The sequence below is a fragment of the Nostoc sp. genome, from assembly GCF_036917515.1.
In the GTDB taxonomy this organism is placed as follows: Bacteria; Cyanobacteriota; Cyanobacteriia; order Cyanobacteriales; family Nostocaceae; genus Nostoc.
In genome coordinates this window covers 1-18,689 of record NZ_JBALDE010000063.1, presented here as the reverse complement: position 1 = coordinate 18,689, position 18,689 = coordinate 1, and the positions used below count along the sequence as shown (strand labels likewise).

General features: G+C 41.6%; 14 protein-coding genes. 11 read left to right on the top strand and 3 right to left on the bottom strand.

All coding sequences use genetic code 11. The features are described from left to right. Window positions 1–345 precede the first annotated feature (345 nt). Window positions 346–2,256, top strand: a complete 1,911-nt coding sequence (ftsH, locus tag V7K89_RS07785) for an ATP-dependent zinc metalloprotease FtsH (protein WP_335185901.1) — start codon at window positions 346–348, stop codon at window positions 2,254–2,256. Between the two features lie 326 nt (window positions 2,257–2,582). Then, a complete protein-coding gene (locus V7K89_RS07780) occupies window positions 2,583–3,503 on the top strand; it encodes a DUF928 domain-containing protein (protein WP_335185899.1) in 921 nt (306 codons plus the stop codon). 181 nt (window positions 3,504–3,684) lie between these two features. On the opposite strand, the gene V7K89_RS07775 is transcribed toward V7K89_RS07780, so the two are convergent. After that, complete coding sequence (locus tag V7K89_RS07775) at window positions 3,685–3,819, bottom strand: hypothetical protein (RefSeq protein WP_335185897.1); 135 nt, start codon at window positions 3,817–3,819, stop codon at window positions 3,685–3,687. An 88-nt stretch (window positions 3,820–3,907) separates the two neighbouring features. Here V7K89_RS07775 and V7K89_RS07770 point away from each other — a divergent pair, with 88 nt between their 5' ends. The 5 genes from V7K89_RS07770 to topA all read left to right on the top strand — a co-directional run bounded on the left by V7K89_RS07770 (window position 3,908) and on the right by topA (window position 8,457). Further along, the gene (locus tag V7K89_RS07770) at window positions 3,908–4,777 is read left to right on the top strand and encodes a hypothetical protein (protein WP_335185895.1); all 870 of its coding nucleotides are present in this window, start codon (window positions 3,908–3,910) and stop codon (window positions 4,775–4,777) included. Between the two features lie 24 nt (window positions 4,778–4,801). Then, entirely contained in the window at window positions 4,802–5,368 is a 567-nt protein-coding gene (locus V7K89_RS07765) for a hypothetical protein (protein ID WP_335185892.1), read from the top strand. Window positions 5,369–5,672: 304 nt separating this feature from the next. After that, window positions 5,673–5,879: a type II toxin-antitoxin system HicB family antitoxin gene (locus V7K89_RS07760; protein WP_335185891.1), complete on the top strand. Its 207-nt coding sequence runs from the start codon at window positions 5,673–5,675 to the stop codon at window positions 5,877–5,879. A gap of 2 nt (window positions 5,880–5,881) precedes the next feature. Then, on the top strand, window positions 5,882–6,106 hold the full coding sequence (locus V7K89_RS07755; protein WP_335185889.1) for a type II toxin-antitoxin system HicA family toxin: 225 nt from the start codon (window positions 5,882–5,884) through the stop codon (window positions 6,104–6,106). 182 nt (window positions 6,107–6,288) lie between these two features. Further along, the gene (gene topA / locus V7K89_RS07750) at window positions 6,289–8,457 is read left to right on the top strand and encodes a type I DNA topoisomerase (RefSeq protein WP_335185887.1); all 2,169 of its coding nucleotides are present in this window, start codon (window positions 6,289–6,291) and stop codon (window positions 8,455–8,457) included. Window positions 8,458–8,477: 20 nt separating this feature from the next. Here topA and V7K89_RS07745 read toward each other — a convergent pair whose 3' ends face one another. Continuing rightward, window positions 8,478–8,999, bottom strand: coding sequence for a phosphoribosyltransferase (locus V7K89_RS07745; protein WP_335185885.1), 522 nt, complete (start codon window positions 8,997–8,999; stop codon window positions 8,478–8,480). Between the two features lie 172 nt (window positions 9,000–9,171). Between V7K89_RS07745 and V7K89_RS07740 the strand changes: the two genes are divergently transcribed. The 4 genes from V7K89_RS07740 (at window position 9,172) to V7K89_RS07725 (ending at window position 16,955) form a co-directional block, all read left to right on the top strand. Then, the gene (locus V7K89_RS07740; RefSeq protein WP_335185883.1) at window positions 9,172–10,623 is read left to right on the top strand and encodes an MFS transporter; all 1,452 of its coding nucleotides are present in this window, start codon (window positions 9,172–9,174) and stop codon (window positions 10,621–10,623) included. Window positions 10,624–11,066: 443 nt separating this feature from the next. Continuing rightward, window positions 11,067–12,470, top strand: a complete 1,404-nt coding sequence (locus V7K89_RS07735) for an efflux RND transporter periplasmic adaptor subunit (protein ID WP_335185881.1) — start codon at window positions 11,067–11,069, stop codon at window positions 12,468–12,470. Between the two features lie 66 nt (window positions 12,471–12,536). After that, a complete protein-coding gene (locus tag V7K89_RS07730; RefSeq protein ID WP_335185879.1) occupies window positions 12,537–15,869 on the top strand; it encodes an efflux RND transporter permease subunit in 3,333 nt (1,110 codons plus the stop codon). Between the two features lie 408 nt (window positions 15,870–16,277). Beyond that, a complete protein-coding gene (locus tag V7K89_RS07725; RefSeq protein WP_335185877.1) occupies window positions 16,278–16,955 on the top strand; it encodes a hypothetical protein in 678 nt (225 codons plus the stop codon). A 123-nt stretch (window positions 16,956–17,078) separates the two neighbouring features. On the opposite strand, the gene V7K89_RS07720 is transcribed toward V7K89_RS07725, so the two are convergent. Then, window positions 17,079–18,596, bottom strand: coding sequence for a BamA/TamA family outer membrane protein (locus tag V7K89_RS07720; protein WP_335185875.1), 1,518 nt, complete (start codon window positions 18,594–18,596; stop codon window positions 17,079–17,081). Window positions 18,597–18,689: the final 93 nt, after the last annotated feature.

The following is an 18,689-nucleotide window of genomic DNA, read 5'->3' as shown; positions in this document are numbered from 1 at the left end:
AAAGCGGAATCGTTATGACTATGTTTATCTTAGCGATTTATGCTGGAATGTGTCAAATTAATATCTACTGGCAATTGGGGAAGCAGGGGAGCAGGGGAGCAGAGGAGAAGTTGGAGTAAGTTTTTCCCTTCTGCCTCTTGTGCCCAATGCCCAGTCTTAACAGCTGCATAAATCTAGATAACCCTCGCTCAACTTTATGTAATAGCCTGAAGAAACTTGGGAATGCTTTTGTGTGGAAGTTAGACTAGATAAGAAAAGTGTAATTTCCAGTTATTACAATTTTTGATAGAAGAATAGGCATAAAACCAGCGCTTAACTTGTGCCAGCAGACAAAGGGTAATTATTATGACAAATTTAGGAAAAAAAGCATTGATAAAAAGGCAGTCCTCAAAGCGCGTTGCTTGGTTTGGTGCGTTGACGCAGCCCGCCGTAGGCATCGCTGCTAGTCTGATTATGTTGCCAGGAATTTTCGGAAGTACTCCTGTGATGGCACAAAAAGCAGAAACCACCTCCCTAAATTATGGTGACTTGATCGAGAAAGTGAAAGCCGGAGAAGTCCAGAAAGTAGAGCTTGACGAAACCGAACAGCTAGCAAAAGTTTATCTCAAGGGGCAAAAAGATAATACACCACCGCAACAAGTAAGACTTTTGTCACAAAACACTGAGTTAGTCAACATTCTCAAAGAGAAGAATGTTGATTTTGGCGAAGTTTCCTCTGCTAACAGTCGAGCGGCTGTTGGGCTGTTGATCAATTTGATGTGGATTTTGCCATTGGGGGCTTTAATGCTATTGTTCCTCCGGCGCTCTACTAATGCTTCTAGCCAAGCAATGAATTTCGGCAAATCCAAAGCTCGCTTCCAAATGGAGGCAAAAACTGGAGTGAAATTTGAAGATGTCGCCGGGGTTGAAGAAGCTAAAGAAGAACTTGAAGAAGTTGTGACTTTCTTGAAACAGCCGGAAAGATTTACTGCTGTAGGCGCACGTATTCCCAAAGGTGTGCTGTTAATCGGCCCCCCTGGTACTGGTAAAACTTTACTAGCAAAAGCGATCGCGGGTGAAGCTGGTGTACCATTCTTTAGTATTTCCGGTTCGGAATTTGTGGAAATGTTCGTAGGCGTGGGTGCATCTCGCGTGCGCGACCTCTTCAAGAAAGCCAAAGATAATGCCCCTTGTTTAATATTTATCGATGAAATTGACGCAGTAGGTAGACAAAGAGGTGCTGGGATTGGTGGTGGTAACGACGAGCGCGAACAAACCCTCAACCAACTGCTCACCGAAATGGATGGTTTTGAAGGTAACACAGGCATAATTATTATTGCAGCCACGAACCGCCCAGATGTTTTAGATACAGCATTGCTCAGACCGGGACGTTTTGACAGACAAGTGATGGTCGACCCACCCGATCTTAAAGGGCGACTGGAAATTTTGAAAGTCCACGCGCGAAATAAGAAAATTGATTCTAGCGTATCATTAGAAGCGATCGCTCGCCGCACTCCTGGTTTTACTGGCGCAGACTTAGCCAACTTACTCAACGAAGCCGCCATTCTCACCGCCAGGAGACGCAAAGAAGCTGTCACCCTTTTAGAAATTGATGCTGCTGTAGATCGAGTTGTTGCAGGTATGGAAGGTACCGCCTTAGTAGACAGCAAGAGCAAGCGCTTGATTGCCTATCATGAAGTTGGACACGCTTTAGTAGGTACATTGCTCAAAGACCATGACCCTGTACAGAAAGTTACATTAATTCCACGGGGACAAGCACTAGGATTAACTTGGTTTACTCCTAACGAAGAACAGGGATTAATTTCGCGTTCTCAACTCAAATCCCGGATTACTGCTACTTTGGGTGGTCGCGCTGCCGAGGAAATCGTTTTTGGTAAGCCAGAAGTGACCACAGGTGCAAGTAATGACTTGCAACACGTCACAGGGATGGCGCGGCAGATGGTAACGCGCTTTGGGATGTCAGAATTAGGCCCATTGTCCTTAGAAAATCAGAGTGGAGAGGTATTTTTAGGGCGCGACTGGATGAATAAATCAGACTATTCTGAGGAAATTGCTGCCAAAATTGATTCACAAGTGCGCGAAATTGTTAGCAATTCCTACATTAAGGCCAAAGAACTGTTGGAAGAAAACCGTGTAGTTTTGGAGCGTTTAGTAGATTTGCTAGCAGAACAGGAAACAATTGAAGGTGATGTATTCCGCAAAATTGTTGACGATCATGTTCAGGTAGCCGATGAACAATTGGCTGTACCTCATTAAAAATATGAGTGAAAAATAATGTAGAGACGTAGCAGTGCTACTTCTCTACAACGGTTCTGGATAACGCATCTTTAATTTCACCAGATGTCTATTAAGGAATAGTAAGGAATAGGCAAAAGCTAATAGTCTATCAACTTTAGACTATTGAAAATCCAAAGGTTAAGATTCCCGACTTATTAAAAAAGTTGGGAATTTTGTTGTAAAAAAACTACAATACTACCTCAGCCTTACCAGAAAGTAGCATACATAAAGTCTTGTTACTGTAAACGCTTAAGCTATTGTATTATATATAGCCAAACAATGTACTACAAGTAAACATAAACATCATGAAATATAGATTTTGGGCAAGTTATTTGCTTGCTGCTTTAGCATTTCTGCCCTTCGAGCCTGTAAGCATTACTCAGGTTTTGGCAATAGAGTCAGTTTACCAACTGGCACAAGCAAAATCTGCTTATACCCAATATATGCAGCTTGGTTATAATGAAACCAAACGGAGAAACTATAGAAAAGCTTTATTGAATTTTCAGCAAGCAGAGCGGCTACGTCCTGGAGATAGGTATGCTACTGTTGCAATTAGAAATGTCACTGGTTATATTCAACGCGGTAGCAATAGAAATCGTATTGCCTTTGTCCCAGGTAGACCTGGTAGAGTAAGGTCGGCAGGAACGCGGGGAAGTTGCTTTCAAACTGGACAATACCTTATTCCCCTGACACCAACAGATAAAGAAGCTCAACGAACCACAGCAGAACGTCCCACATTCTTTTTCTACGTTCCTCAAACCTCTACAACAGTGCAAGCACTAGAATTTGTTTTGCAGGATGGTGATAGCATTGACCCATTATATAAGGGAACTTTCAAACCTGTTGGGCAAAATGGTATTGTTAGCGTAAATGTACCTGTTGATCAGCCATCTCTACAAATCGGTAAAGAATATAATTGGACTTTTTCGATGATTTGCGATCCTAATAATCGCGATAAAGACTCTTATGTAGAAGGTACAATTGTGCGATCGCAAGATGAAAACTTGTCTCTTCAGCTAAATCAACCAAACACAGACTTAGATCGGGCAGTTTTATTTGCAACCGCTGGATTTTGGGAGGATTCTCTAAGAACTTTAGCTAATTTACGCCGCCAGCGTCCTAATGATCCCGAAGTTGAGAAATATTGGGAAGATTTGTTGAATTCAGTAGGGATAAAAGAAATTGTAAACAAGCCTTTATTGCCCTGTTGTACTGCTCAGAAATAAATTAACAATTACTTAAAAACCCGGTTTTGATGAGAAGCCGGGTTTTTTACTCTTCATGCCCAGTAACAATGCTAGCCAGCAGATTAACTTAACTTTGTAATGTGTAGGTGTAGCCCGTCGTAGACATCGCAAACCGTCTCTATGAAAATCGCTTGGCGCGGATAATATTAGTTCTCACTAATTACTGCTGTAAGTCAACCTGGTAGAGAAACAGGAAGTGCAAAGTCAAATCAAACGCTACATTTTGTGTAACTATCTCTTTAAGTTCGGTAATCCACACTACAGATGTATTATTACACCAAGGCAAATCTTCCATAGCAATGCTAATTTATACAGAACTTTAACTTGAATTTCACAGGTAGACAACCTTGTGAGACAGACAATTGCGACTTTTTGAGTATTTTATGAGCTTATTTGACAGTGTATTTGATAATCCAAAAAATGCTCTCTTTCTTAGAGAAGATTCTAGGACAGAAGGGAAGTTGCCGCTTGCTATTGAGCAAATAATTGAAACAGAATTAGGATATTTTAATCAATCAGTATCTATTACTAACCAAAATCAGATTCCAGACACACCTCAAATACCGATTCAGAATCCTACAACTTGGTTAAAGATTCCAGATGTCATCTGCTGCTTTGTAGATATGGAAGGATCTACAAAACTTAGTGCCGGACTACATGACAAAACAACAGCAAAAGCGTATCGATTTTTCACAGAAACAGCTATCAGAATTTTTCATCAATTTGGAGCTGCATATATTGATATTAAAGGAGACGGAGTTTTTAGCCTATTCAACAAGAGCCAATCTTATACAGCACTTGCTGCAACTGTATCATTTAAAACATTTGTTTATGAACATTTTACGCCTAAAGTTCAAAAACTAACTGAACAGAATGTTGGCGGTCATTTTGGAATTGATCAGAAAACTGTCTTAGTTCGTAGATTTGGTTTGAAGAGTTATCAAAATAGGACAGATAGGCAGAATGAGGTCTGGGCTGGAAAACCCATAAATATGGCAGCAAAACTAGCTAGTTTATCTACAAATAATAGGCTTTGGGTATCAGATAGATTTTTCTATAATCTCAAAGATGAGCAGGCTATATATTCTTGTGGATGTCCAAATGGTGTTAAGGTGGAGCTTTGGAAAAAGGAAGATGTATCTAAAGACAGTAGATTTGACTTTGATAATGCTTACAGTCTTGGTAGTAATTGGTGTGAAAGACATGGTAAGTCTTTTTGCTCAAATTTAGTAAAGCTAGACACTGAAAATTAGGCTTATTTTTTAGGATAAATCTTTATGTTTACATCAAAGCTTATTTCAATTTTTGAACTAGTAAATAATTGGCTAAAATTTGCAGAAGCTAAAAATGTAATTATTCTTAGTTTATCTGGTATTATAATTACTATTGTTAGTACATATATTAAAACTACTGCAAATATATCAATGTCAATTTACATAGGATTAATAATTGTAGTGTCTCTATTATTTATTAGCTTATTAATTTGTTTTTTATCTTTTCTTCCTAAAATTGATATTGAGCATTTTGTTTGGTTAAAATCAAAACCATCTAAAAAATCTAAATTTATACTAAAAGATACTGATAATTTTTATTTTTTCAACGATCTTAAGAAATATCAACCTGATACTTTGCTAAACTCAATGAATAGGTTATATTTTGATAATCAAGTACAAATACCATATAGAAAAGAAGATTTAGATATAGCAAACCAAATAATTATTAACTCAGAAATTACATCAATAAAGTTGATACTTTTCAGAATAGCTTTATGGCATCTAATATGTTCTATTATTACTATTCCATTTTCATTAATAATTAGTATATTACTACATAGTAAATCATAAGTTATAAGTATTTGACAAAGATGTAGAGAGACTGTAATGAAAAATTAAGTTTAAATTGTATTGTTTAAGATAAAAGACAACTGCTTTCACACAACTATTGATTAGGCTGCCATAAAAGCTTAAGCTTTCTTAAATGGAGAATCCGCCGAAAAGATTGTCCAAAGTTTTTTATATTGCTAGAACAAGTTATAGTACGAGCACCTTCTATTTTGCCAACAAGGTATGACGGGTTGGCTAATTTTTTGGTTAAATGTTTGCAGGTTACAATAATAAATAACTACAACTATTTTGCTAAAAACAGTGTATGAAGTTCAATGTAATACTTGATCGTGATGAAGATGGGGTTTGGATTGTCGAGTGCCCCAGTATACCTGGTTGTGTTAGTCAAGGTCAGTCAAGAGAAGAAGCCCTGGAAAATATCAAAGACGCGATCGCAGCTTGTCTTCAAGTTCGTGCTGAACTTGGTTTACCGCTCACTGTGGAAACTGATCAAGTAGAGGTTACAGCTTAATCATGGCATCTGCCCTTCCGGTTCTAAGTGGACGTGAAGTCGTCCATGTGTTTGAATCGTTTGGTTGGGAGTTTGCACGTCAAAGTGCTAGTCACATTATCCTGGTTAAGAAAGGCGAAACAGTAACCTTATCTGTTCCAGATCATCGCGAGGTGGCAAAAGGAACATTACGTAGTCTCATCCGTACTGCTGGACTTACAGTTAATGAATTCATTGCCGCTATCTAATGGCGTGGTCATTGCGCTGAAATGATTTACCTCTAAACTGATTTGAGCAATTTCCCAAGCTTTTTGGTACAGTATTTTAGAAAATCCATATAACGAGAATAGGCGATCGCCTTTGGCGTTGGCGCAGCCATCGCTCAAAAGCAATTGCCAGTTTATTGCTCAGAATCAAGAATGCAGTTGCTATGATCAAACGCCTGCTTGTGGTCGAGTCTCCCGGAAAAGTTAAAAAACTCAGTCAAATTCTGGGTTCAGATTGGAAAGTTCTCGCAAGTTGTGGTCATATCCGAGAACTCAGCAATGAAGGGGACGATTCTTTGGGCTTCGTCATGGATGGTAGTAATGTTCGGTGCAATTACGTCCCGCGTGACCAACGAGCGAAAGAAACAATCCAGAAGCTCAAGTCTGCGGTGAGGCAGGTTGATGAAGTTGTCTTAGCAACTGACCCAGACCGGGAAGGCGAGACGATCGCTTGGCATCTGAAAGAAACGCTGGGTTTAAGGGAACCGAAACGAGTAATTTATACTGAGATTACAGCATCGGCGGTGCAGAGTGCGATCGCTAATCCTAGAAAGCTAGACCAAAACTTAATCGGTGCTGGGTTGTGCCGAGATTGCCTAGATAAGTTGGTAGGTTATAAAGGTAGTCCTTTAGTTTGGGCATTAAATAACGGCGCTAAGAGTGTTGGTAGAGTCCAAAGCGCGACTTTGCACCTGATTTGTCAGCGAGAAAACGAAATTCTGACTTTTGTACCCCAAGATTACTGGAGTGTCTGGGTAGATTATGCTGAAGGATTTCGAGCTTTTTACAAAGGTACGGTCGATTCTGCAAAAGATACAGCAGAACAAGAAACAGAAACTCATGATGATGCGAAGGTAGGTAATAGTCCAGAAACACCGGAATCTAAACGTGTTCTTTCTGAAGCAGAGGCTACACGTTTAGTTGAAGAAGCACAGCGACATCCTCATAAGGTAATTCATTTTGAAGGAAAAATCGTTAGTCGCCAGCCACCTCCACCATTTACAACCTCCAGCCTTCAGCAAGCAGCTGGTTCAAAGTTGAGGTTTACTCCTGATAAAACTATGGTTGTTGCCCAAAAGCTGTATGAAGCAGGGCTTATCACATATATGCGAACAGACTCAGTAATGCTGAGTCCAGAATTTTGTGCCAGCGCCCGTAAATGGTTAGAGCAAAACGATCCGCCGAATGTACCGCTGCAAGTCGCCAAGCATCGCAGTAGCAAATCGGCTCAAGAAGCACATGAAGCGATTCGTCCCACGGATGTGTTTCGCCCCTCAGTTCAATTGCGCTCTGAACTTCCTGATGATCAGTTTAATCTGTATGTGATGATCTGGAAACGGTCAATTGCCTCTCAGTGTCGTGCTGCTCAATTGCGTAAAACTTTGGTGATTACTCAGTCTGGTTCTTTACTGTGGTCAGCCAGAGGGCAAGTGATTGAATTTTACGGTTATGCCCGCTACTGGAACAATCTCAGCAAGGATAGTGTTTTACCTTCATTACAACAGGGACAAGCATTGAAACTGGAGAATGCTGGACATGAAAAGAAGCAAACGCAACCACCACCTCGTTATAGCGAACCCAAATTAGTGCAATTGATGGAACGTAAAGGAATTGGTCGCCCAAGTACTTATGCTCCTACTGTTGCTACCTTAAAAAAACGAAACTATGTCGAGTTGAAAAAAGACCATCTGCAACCGACAGCGTTAGGGTTAGAAGTTGATGCGTTTTTGCTCAAAGCACTGCCTGATTTACTAGAGGCGGAATTTACAGCAAAAATGGAAGATGCCCTTGATGCCATTTCTGAAGGAAAGAATTCTTGGCAACATTATTTAACTAGTTGGAATCAAAATTACTTTATACCAGCGCTCTCCAAAGCTAAAACTGTAGTTGTGAGTTCCTCAACAGGTAAAGCTAATGTGATCAGCGAACGGAAATATGAAACTTCTAAGACTCGATGTTCTGAATGCAAAAATTTTCTCGCCAAAATTCCAAGTAGTAAGGTCAAAAAGAAATATTTCCTCAAATGCACAAAAGGCTGTGATGTCGTCCTATTTTGGAGCGACTTTAACAAAACTTGGCAGCCACCACAAACTAAAGTAGTCCAGACTGAGAATCAACAAAAGCCTCCCATGAAGATGACTGCATATCCCTGCCCGGTATGTAAGAAACCTCTAGAAGAGTACAGTTATATCAAAGAAGGGCAGAGTAAGATAATGTTGCGATGTTCTGACTCACAATCCCGTAAGGATACTAAACATAAAGATGTGGCTTATTTCAGTACGCAAAAAGGGTGGTGGAGTCCTAAGTTTGGGGAGTTAGGAGTTAAGAATTAATAACTTCTCACTCATCACTTCTAACTCGTGACTTTATTTACCTGACGCGCAAGTTCTGCGATGTTCATCTGCTCGTAGTGTTCAAAGGGTTGGTGAATCCAGGGGTTGTCAGCCAAGTAATCGATATAATAATCAGGTGCTATAACCGAACAAGCTTTATACCAAAGAACAGTAGTGCGAATTTCCTCAATCGGGGAATTATTATTTTGCTTGAGCCAAGATATAGTCTGTTGGAGGGTGATCCCAGAATCTACTAAGTCATCCACTAGGAGAATGCGCGAACCTAACTTTTCGGTAGTCATTGTCAAGTGGCGGGAGAAAATTAAATTATTTCTTTCTTGCTTACCAGTGCCACTGTAAGATGAGGTTGCTAAAATTGCCAGTGGCTGCTGGTATATACGGGAAAGAATATCTCCAACTCGTAGTCCTCCTCTGGCAAGACAGATTATTTGGTTGAATTCCCAACCGGATTCATAAATCTGAATAGCCAGTTGTTCAATTTTTTGGTGATAATCTGACCAAGAAACATAAAGGTCTGGCATAAGTCTAACGGGAGTTGTAGATAGCTAGTATTGAAGGCGATGTCTACGATGGTCACTGAGCTTGCCTACGGCACGCTACGCGAACGTGGAAGCAAGCTAGCAAGAGTGTCTCGTAGAGAAGTGCGGGTTACGCCTATGCAAACTTTTTATTTTAGTATGAATGCAAGTTATTATGAACGATTCTGCTGCTGATGGCGATGCCCAACGAGATCCTAAGAGTGAAAAACTCGACTTAAAAACAAAACTGGCTTACGGTGCAGGAGATTTAGGCCCAGCAATTACTGCAAATATCTCCGTCTTTTATCTACTGATTTTCTTTACCAGTGTCGCTGGTATCCCTGCGGGTTTAGCTGGCACTATTTTAATGATTGGGAAAATCTGGGATGGCATAAACGATCCGCTTGTGGGGTTCCTGACTGATAAAACGAAATCTCGTCGCTGGGGCCGTCGTCTTCCCTGGATGTTTTATGGAGCAATCCCTTTTGGAGTTTTCTTTTTCTTGCAGTGGATTGTACCGCAATTTAGTGCAAATCAGAGTGAGAATATTTGGCCGCTGTTCTGGTATTACGTAGCGATTGGGATTCTATCTCAGTCCTTTTATACGGTTGTGAATTTGCCTTATACAGCGATGACTCCAGAACTAACTCAAGATTACGACGAACGCACTAGTCTTAACAGCTACCGTTTTACATTTTCCATTGGTGGCAGTATTCTGTCGTTGATTTTAACGCAAATTGTTTTTTCACTGATTGCCGATCGCCAACAACGATATCTTGTTTTAGCAGCAGTTTGTACTGTAATTTCAATTTTAGGATTATATTGGTGCGTTTTTGGAGTCCGCGATCGCATCTTGGCTTTTGAGGCCAAACGCATCCAAACTGAAGAACCTGCATCTCTGCCCTTCTTTGAACAGTTAAAAATTGTCTTCAGCAACCGACCTTTTTTATTTGTCATTGGTATATATCTTTGTTCTTGGCTAGGTGTGCAGATTACAGCCAGTATTATTCCCTATTTTGTAGTCAATTATATGGGTCTAAAAGAATCAGAGGTACCCCCAGTGCTGATTGCAGTCCAAGGAACTGCTTTATTGATGCTATTTGTCTGGGGGGCGCTGAGTAAAAAAATCGGAAAAAAAGTTGTTTATTTTCTGGGAATGAGTTTGTGGATCATAGCAGCTGCCGGACTATTTTTCTTACAGCCTGGTCAAATAGTTTTGATGTATGTGATGGCTGTCATGGCTGGTATTGGTGTCTCTACAGCTTATCTAATTCCCTGGTCGATGATTCCAGATGTGATTGAATTAGATGAACTCCAAACCGGACAACGCAGAGAAGGCATTTTTTATGGGTTCATGGTTTTGCTGCAAAAATTTGGTTTGGCTTTGGGGCTATTTTTGGTAGGAAATGCTTTGCAAGTAGCCGGTTTCAAAGAATCTGTAGCCGGAAGTCCACTACCGATACAGCCGGAATCGGCACTATTTGCTATTCGCGTTGCTGTTGGGCCCATACCGACAGTTTGTTTGATTTTTGGCTTAATTTTAACGTATTTTTACCCAATTACCCGCGAGATGCACGCTGAAATTATGCTGAAACTCAAAGAACGGCAAGAAAAGAGGAAGAGTTAAAAAAGCAGGGGAGCAGCACTTTGGCTACGCTCAGTGACCGAGGAGCAGGGGGCAAGGGACACGGGAGCAGAAGGTTTTAGAAAATCATTCTCCTTATAGCCAAAAGGGTCCCAGAGCAACTAAATTTATTTATGAAAAACAAAAAAATGCCGCAGGGCAGGAATTAGTTTACCAAAATTAGCTTGCTTCGCCGTCAGTAAGCTTCCGCTCTGAGGCACATAGATCAAAGATAAATAAAGTCACAGATCGCAACGGTTTAAAGACAATTTCTTTCCAAAAGGGGTAGGCTAAAAAAGAAATTATTAGTACACTAATGTTTAGTTTAACTAATATTGCGCTTATCTAATTAGAATTAATCGCAATCAACCATTTTGCGGAGAATGCGATGTCTAAAGACAAGCTAGTAATGTGTCTGTGCTTCCCCTTTCCCCCAGATTGTTGATATGCGCTGTTTAGCTCTTGTTCAGACGATAAAGCCTTCGTCTTTGGCTGCTGAAACTGTTCCTCGTTTTCAGAGCATTATTCTTCAAAGAGGGCGGTTCTGGCTACTTGTATTAAGTTTAGCCTACTTGTGTAGTGCCTGTAATGCTTCCGAAGCCCAATCAAGTGGCAAAGAAGCAGGAAAAAAACGAGCTGTGCCAGTGGTGGTTGCTACTACGACTCAAAAAACGATTCCAATACAGCTATCAGCAACGGGAACGGTGGAGGCATATTCTACAGTATCTGTCAAGTCTCAGATAGGCGGTCAACTTACGGGTGTCTATTTTCAGCAAGGGCAGAACGTTAAAAAAGGAGACTTGTTATTTAAAATTGATTCTCGTTCTTTACAAGCTGCGCTGATGCAAGCTAATGCTGCCAAAGCTAAAGATTTAGCCCAGGTGAAACAAGCACAGGCAAATGTCCTCAAAGCGATCGCTCAAGTGAACCAGGCAAAAGCGAATGTAGTCAAGGATAAAGCCCAGGCAACAAATGCAGATGCACAAGCGCAACGTTATAGTAGTTTGCTCAAGCAAGGGGCAATTAGTAAAGAACAGGCCGAACAGTATCAAACCAGTGCTGATGCTCAACAGGCGACAGTGAACGCAGATCGAGGTGGTGTGGCAAATGCTCAAGCAGCAGTAGCGGCAGCCCAAGCAGATGTCCAAAATGCTGAGGCAGGAGTAGCATCAGATGAAGCTGCGATCGACAATGCCAAAGTTCAGCTTTCTTATAGTTCCATCTACGCACCAATTGCTGGACGCACGGGTAGCTTGAAGCTAACTCAAGGCAACTTAGTCAAGGCAAATGCTGCAAATGCTGAGGATTCGCTAATTACAATCAGCCAAATTCGCCCGATTTACGTCAACTTTTCTATTCCCCAGCGACTGCTCCCAGATATCAAAAAATACAGTGCAAATAACGGCAAGTTAAAAGTTGATGCTTTACCTCCTAAAGATGCAGGGCATCCAGTACGGGGCGAACTCACCTTTGTTGATAGTGGAGTCAATACCCAAACAGGCACAATTCAACTTAAGGGTACTTTTGCCAATGCTGATGAGCGCCTATTTCCGGGGCAGTTTGTCAATGTAGTACTCAAACTAAGCGAAGAACCAAATGCTATTACTGTGCCTTCTCAGGCGGTACAGAGTGGACAACAGGGACAGTTTGTGTATGTAGTCAAACCTGACAAAATAGCAGAAATGCGTTTAATTACCGTCGGCGACACCGTTGGGAATGAAACGGTAATTAAGCAAGGCTTGAAACCAGGTGAGCAAGTAGTTACTGATGGACAATTCAACCTCGTACCTGGTGCCATAGTCCAAGTAAAACCGGAAGTAGGAAACAGAGGGGCAGGGGGGCAGAGGTGATGGAAAAAACGACAAATTACAAATGACCAATGACCAATGACAAATGACAAATGACTCACTACTAAGATGAACATTTCCGAGCTATTTATCCGGCGTCCAATCATGACGACTCTAGTTATGGTTGGCATTTTGATATTTGGGCTGATCGCTTACCAACAGCTACCCGTTAGTGACTTACCCAATGTAGATTATCCAACACTCCAGGTAACAGCTAATTTGCCCGGAGCTAGTCCTGAAACGATGGCTGCCTCAGTTGCAACCCCCTTAGAGCAGCAGTTTTCTAGCATCGCGGGAGTGAGTTCGATGAACTCTACTAGTTCTTTAGGTAGTGCACAGATTACGCTGCAATTTGACCTAAATCGGGATATAGACGGGGCAGCACAAGATGTGCAGTCTGCCATTTCTAAGGCAGCGAGGCAGTTGCCCACGAATATGCCTAATCCGCCGTCTTACCGAAAGGTAAATCCGGCAGATCAGCCAGTTCTTTATATCTCCCTGAATTCGTCTATTCTGCCCCTGTCAACTGTAGACAAGTATGCTGAGACATTGCTGGCACAACGCCTGTCAATGGTGGATGGGGTGGCGCAAGTGCAGGTTTACGGCTCCCAAAAGTATGCGGTACGAATCCAGCTCGATCCCGAATCGCTGAGTGTAAAAGGAATAGGAATTGATGAAGTAGCTGATGCGATCGCTAACGGAAATGTCAATCTGCCTACTGGGACACTTTACGGTAAGCAGCAGAATTCTACAATTCAAGCAAACGGTCAACTCAACGATGCCGCCAGCTATCGCTCTCTAAATGTGGCTTATCAAAACGGTGCACCAGTGCAGTTAGGGGAACTAGGTCAAGTCCTAGACAGCGTGGAAAATGATAAGATTGCAAGTTGGTATTTTCCTGTCAAGAAGGAAAGCAGGGCAGCAGAGAAGCAGGGGAGCAGGGGAGCAGGGGAAAAGTCCCAATCTAAAATTCAAAATTCTGGTGTGCGGGCGATCGTTTTGGCAATTCAGCGCCAACCGGGAACTAATACTGTTCAAGTAGTGGATGCAATCAAGAAACTGCTACCCACCTTTCGGACACAGATTCCGGCAGCTGTGAACATGGATATTCTCTATGATCGCTCTCAGTCAATTCGCGAGTCGGTGGATGATGTACAATTCACGCTGTTACTCACCATCGCTCTGGTAGTGCTGGTAATCTTTCTGTTTCTCCGCAATATCTCGGCAACAGTCATTCCCAGTTTGGCAGTACCACTTTCGATCGTAGCGACTTTTGGGGTTATGGTGTTGCTAGGCTTCTCCTTGGATAACCTATCGCTGATGGCATTGACCCTTTCAGTAGGTTTCGTGGTTGATGATGCTGTAGTCATGCTGGAGAACATTGTCCGCCACATGGAAATGGGTGAAAGCCGCATGGAAGCAGCCCTAAATGGTTCTAAAGAAATTGGTTTCACAATTTTATCTATGACCATTTCTTTAGTAGCAGTATTTATCCCGATACTGTTCATGGAAGGCATTCTGGGGCGATTATTCCGTGAGTTTGCCGTTACTATCAGCGTTGCAATCTTGGTATCTGGTGTAATTTCCCTCAGCTTAACGCCCATGCTGTGTTCCAGATTCTTGAGTCCACCTCATCATGAGCAAGAGAGTGAGGAGGAAATCAATTCAAAATTCAAAATTCAAAATTCAAAATTGAATAAAGAAACTGAAGGAGATGTAGCTTTAGCTTCCCATAGTGTGGGAGATGAGGAAGAAATCAATTCAAAATTCAAAATTCAAAATTCAAAATCCAAAATCCAAAATTTCAATCGTCGTCTCTACAACTTTTCAGAAAACATTTTTAATGTGATATTAAGCGGATACGATTGGAGTTTGAAGAAATCACTCAAGTATCACCGCACAACGATGGTGATTTCGGGAGCGATTCTTGTAGCAACGGTGTATTTATTTATAATTGTGCCTAAAGGGTTTGTTCCCAACGCAGATGTCGGACAAATTACGGCAACTACTCAAGCATCAGAAGATATATCCTTTGATGAGATGGTAAAACATCAACAGGCAGTAGCTGCGATCGCTTACCGCGATCCGAATGTCGATTCTATCAACTCTAGTGTCGGGGCTGGCGGGCCAAATGCTTCTGCCAACGCTGGACGAATTTTAATCGAACTCAAGCCCCGCCACGATCGCCATCTCAGTGCTGATGAAGTTGTGCAAGAACTCCGACCGAAGTTGTCAGCTGTGCCTGGAATTAAGGTTTTCTTACAAAATCCCCCAGCCATCAATGTCGGTGGACAACAGACAAAAGCGCAGTATCAATTTACTTTGCAAACTCCCAATATTCAGGAACTTTACCAGTACGCTCCAGCTTTAGAAGAGAAATTGCGATCGCTCTCAGATTTACAAGATGTCAACAGCGATTTGCAAATCAAGAATCCCCAAGTAAAAGTAGACATCAACCGCGACTACGCTTCGGCTCTAGGTTTGACTGCCAATCAGATCGAAACTGCTCTGAGTAATGCTTATGGTACTCGCCAAGTTTCTACCATCTACGCCCCTGATAGCCAGTATCAAGTAATTATGGGCGTGGAACCAAAATATCAACAAAATGCCAATGCCTTAGATTTACTCTCAGTTCGTGCTCCCAGTGGACAGCTTGTACCTCTTAACGCTATAGCAACCTTGAGCAAAGATGTAGGACCGCTGACTATTAACCACAAAGGGCAGCTGGCATCTGTTACCTTCTCTTTTAACCTCAAGCCAGGAGTATCACTCGGTAACGTCACCGGCAAAATTGAGGAACTCGCCCGTCAAACCCTGCCACCTACTATTAGTACAGCTTTCCAAGGTTCAGCGCAGGCATTTCAATCTTCAATTCAGGGGTTAGGATTGCTACTGCTGGTTGCCATCTTGGTGATTTATATCGTGCTGGGGATTCTCTACGAGAACTTCATTCACCCACTAACAATCCTTTCTAGCTTACCTTCTGCTGGATTTGGGGCAATACTGACCCTGTTGCTGTTTCAAGTTGACTTGAATATTTACGCCTTTGTGGGCATTATCCTGCTGGTTGGTATTGTGAAGAAAAACGGGATCATGATGGTTGACTTTGCGATCGTTGCCCGTCAAAACGGCAAAACCCCTTATGATGCTATTTATGAAGCCTGCTTGGTGAGGTTCCGTCCAATTATGATGACGACAATGGCAGCACTCATGGGTACGCTACCCATTGCCCTTGGTTTGGGAGCTGGAGCAGATACACGCCGTCCCCTTGGTTTAGCAGTCGTTGGTGGGTTAGTGTTCTCGCAGTTTCTCACACTTTATTTGACGCCTGTTTTCTACACCTACATGGAGTCTTGGCAAACAAAGCTCAAAAAACGCAGTTGGCGCAAACAGTCAATTTAACACTCCCCCGACTGAACAAATAACACTTGGTTACTTTTTACAACAGCCTGCTGCTGGTGAGCAATCTCAAGTGCCACAGCCACAACCTTAAAAATAATTCGCACGGGGATTTTTTTTACTTTAATCTCATGCTTTTAAAGGTGAGTTACTCGTGCCTTGTCTACGACACGCTGCGCGATCTGACTCCTGCCTTCTGGTCCCTGCCTCCTGCCTTTTGTTATAAAGACTCTAACTGATGTTAATCTAAGATTGTAGAACCAAATTTTGATAAAAACTTTTGTTTTTGACAGTTTTCTTTTTTGGACAATAGTAATATAAGTCGTGGATAAAGTCTTTGACAATTAAGACTTGGTTATGATTTAAGTAAGTTCTAGAAAACTTAGTTAGTTTTTTAACAGGAGAAGTAGGGTGCTTAACAACCTTCATCAGTTATTATCTCCCCAGAAGTGGGGAATTCCCCTCGCGGGCTTAGGCTTGCTTCTCGGTTTGGGCTTGATAGCCAAGCAGACTCAAGTAACATCATTTACAGATTCTCGATTCTCATCGGCTCAGATTCACAAAACCTCCGAAAACTCTCTTTTGTCGCAGCTTAGAAAAGTTCGAGAACAAAGAAGTCAACTTAATGCGGCTTCTGGAGGCACAAACACAGCACCTATAGTCACAGCATTGGTTCCAGGCGATCAGGGAACTACAAAAAGCGCCAGAGTTTTACCAAAAACAAATTTTCCTGTAAAAGATGGGATTTACCTATATGGTCAATCCCCAAAACCAAACCAGCTTGGTCAAGGTTATATCATATTTCAAAAGCAGCAGGACAAGGTAAGGGGTGCGTTGTATATGCCCCAATCAGAGTTGAATTGTTTTCAGGGTACAATCAACCCATCAGGAGAGTTGGCAATGACGGTTAATACTTCGTCAAATGAAGCCAGTTCTGAACAATCGAATCAGGTAGCTACAAGCAATAGACTGCCCAAGGTTGCTGAAGATGAGTCAAATTCTTATGCTTACTCCCTGGCTCTGCAAGACTTTTATCGGTTAAATTCGATCGCTGCTAGCGATCGCCGCACGTTACAAATGTGTAAGTAACTTCCAATATCTTGATTATGTCCTTTTGGACTAGACACACTCAAGCAGCTTTTGAGAATGAAATCGCCCTGAGTGTGTTATTCAGCAATCTTCAGTACTTTTTTAAGGCTTTTTTGCCACCCGTTAAAATCGCTGACCTGTAGTAACTTCAAATCTAAGTTCTCCTTGATCGCTAATTCCGAAGTCACCTCGAATCAGCCCAAAGGATGAATTGAAGCGCAATCCTAAGCCATAACCAAAGCCACTTCCAGGTTTATCTCGTAGCACTCCTGGTTCTCCTAGCACGGTTCCGCTAGACCCGAAATCTGAGGCGAAATCAGTAAAAACAACTCCTCCCAGTGAGTAAAAAATTGGGAAACGATATTCCACAGAAACTAAACCATAACTTCGACCACTGGCGACTTTCCCATAACCGTAACCCCTGACAGAATTTAGTCCACCAATATTAAAAGCATCAGCTGGTGGAAAGTCTCCCAGAATCGTACCAATTTGTAAATTAATTGCCAACATTTCTGGATTGTTAGTTGGTCTACTATTACCTATCCAACTGACTGGTAAATACTGAATATAATTTCCCCGTAGGCGGTTGCTATAAATATTACCTAGTCCAATGGGAATTGCTTGTTCTGTGCTGAGAGTGAAAATTGATCCTTGAGTTGGATTTTCTCGGCGATCGCGTTGATCTCTAGATATAGAAAATAATACTGTGTATAAATCATCAATGCCAGTACCGCTAAGAGATAAAGGACTCCCTAATCTATCGACCTGTGCAACGTTATATTCGCGATCGCGTAAGCTAATTCTGGTATAATTCAAGCTTATACCTGCATCCCACTGATCAAAAGATTTTAAAACTCCCACAGAAGCGCCAAACCTTCCCTCACGTACTCTGTCACCACCAGACAATCTGATATCGTCATTGAAAGTTCCCGATGTATTACGAGTACGAAAAGCTCTGATACTGTAGCCTAAACGGTTTGGTTCTTGAGGACGATAACGACTAATGAACTGACCATTAAATTGAACATCTTTACCGCTGATTTGTACAGTTGTATCTAATTTATCGTTAAGACCGCTGATATTTTCATCTTTATAACCCACCCGACCGTATAATCCAACATCGTCATTATTACCGCCTCCGAAAATTAGAGAAGGGAAGTGACGCTCTTTGATTTCATAAATCAGATTAACGCTATTGGCATCTTCTTGTCGATAAACATTGACTTCATTAAATGATTCTAATCTCCGCAATCGTTGTAAATCTGCTGCTAGTAAATCTTCACGGAATACCTGACCAGGTTTAAGTTTCAACAGACCAATGATGAAATCTTTTCGAGTTCGTCCTTTAATCGGCTGACCTTTTTCATCGAGTAATTGATTTTTGTTATTAACAAAACGAATCTGGATATCTTTGACAATTCTTTGAGAAATTTGGGAAAACTCTACAGACTGGCTATCTACTGGAGTTAATCCGATATAATCACCATATTTTGCATATCCTTTCTCTATCTCTAATATCGATGTTGCCACAATACTACTAGGGCTATCTTCAGTAGAAGATTGCGAATCTGCAACGGCCTTTAGATTTTCTCCAGCTATTAAGATGACTGCGATCGCAACTACAGCTATTTGAATATACATAACCTGAGTTCGGGTTAAGCAGGTTGAGATAAAAGCCACTCCATCTGAAGGCTGGGTTTCTTAGGTTGATGGCAATAAGCGATTAATCCGCAT

Excerpts from the sequence above, each read along its gene's own strand:
- V7K89_RS07755 (WP_335185889.1), top strand. The coding sequence starts at position 5,882 with ATGGCATCTGCCCTTCCGGTTCTAAGTGGACGTGAAGTCGTCCATGTG.
- V7K89_RS07765 (WP_335185892.1), top strand. The coding sequence starts at position 4,802 with ATGTTTACATCAAAGCTTATTTCAATTTTTGAACTAGTAAATAATTGG.
- V7K89_RS07780 (WP_335185899.1), top strand. The coding sequence starts at position 2,583 with ATGAAATATAGATTTTGGGCAAGTTATTTGCTTGCTGCTTTAGCATTT.
- V7K89_RS07760 (WP_335185891.1), top strand. The coding sequence starts at position 5,673 with ATGAAGTTCAATGTAATACTTGATCGTGATGAAGATGGGGTTTGGATT.
- V7K89_RS07775 (WP_335185897.1), bottom strand. The coding sequence starts at position 3,819 with ATGGAAGATTTGCCTTGGTGTAATAATACATCTGTAGTGTGGATTACC.
- ftsH (WP_335185901.1), top strand. The coding sequence starts at position 346 with ATGACAAATTTAGGAAAAAAAGCATTGATAAAAAGGCAGTCCTCAAAG.
- V7K89_RS07735 (WP_335185881.1), top strand. The coding sequence starts at position 11,067 with ATGCGCTGTTTAGCTCTTGTTCAGACGATAAAGCCTTCGTCTTTGGCT.
- topA (WP_335185887.1), top strand. The coding sequence starts at position 6,289 with ATGATCAAACGCCTGCTTGTGGTCGAGTCTCCCGGAAAAGTTAAAAAA.
- V7K89_RS07730 (WP_335185879.1), top strand. The coding sequence starts at position 12,537 with ATGAACATTTCCGAGCTATTTATCCGGCGTCCAATCATGACGACTCTA.
- V7K89_RS07720 (WP_335185875.1), bottom strand. The coding sequence starts at position 18,596 with ATGTATATTCAAATAGCTGTAGTTGCGATCGCAGTCATCTTAATAGCT.
- V7K89_RS07770 (WP_335185895.1), top strand. The coding sequence starts at position 3,908 with ATGAGCTTATTTGACAGTGTATTTGATAATCCAAAAAATGCTCTCTTT.
- V7K89_RS07740 (WP_335185883.1), top strand. The coding sequence starts at position 9,172 with ATGAACGATTCTGCTGCTGATGGCGATGCCCAACGAGATCCTAAGAGT.
- V7K89_RS07745 (WP_335185885.1), bottom strand. The coding sequence starts at position 8,999 with ATGCCAGACCTTTATGTTTCTTGGTCAGATTATCACCAAAAAATTGAA.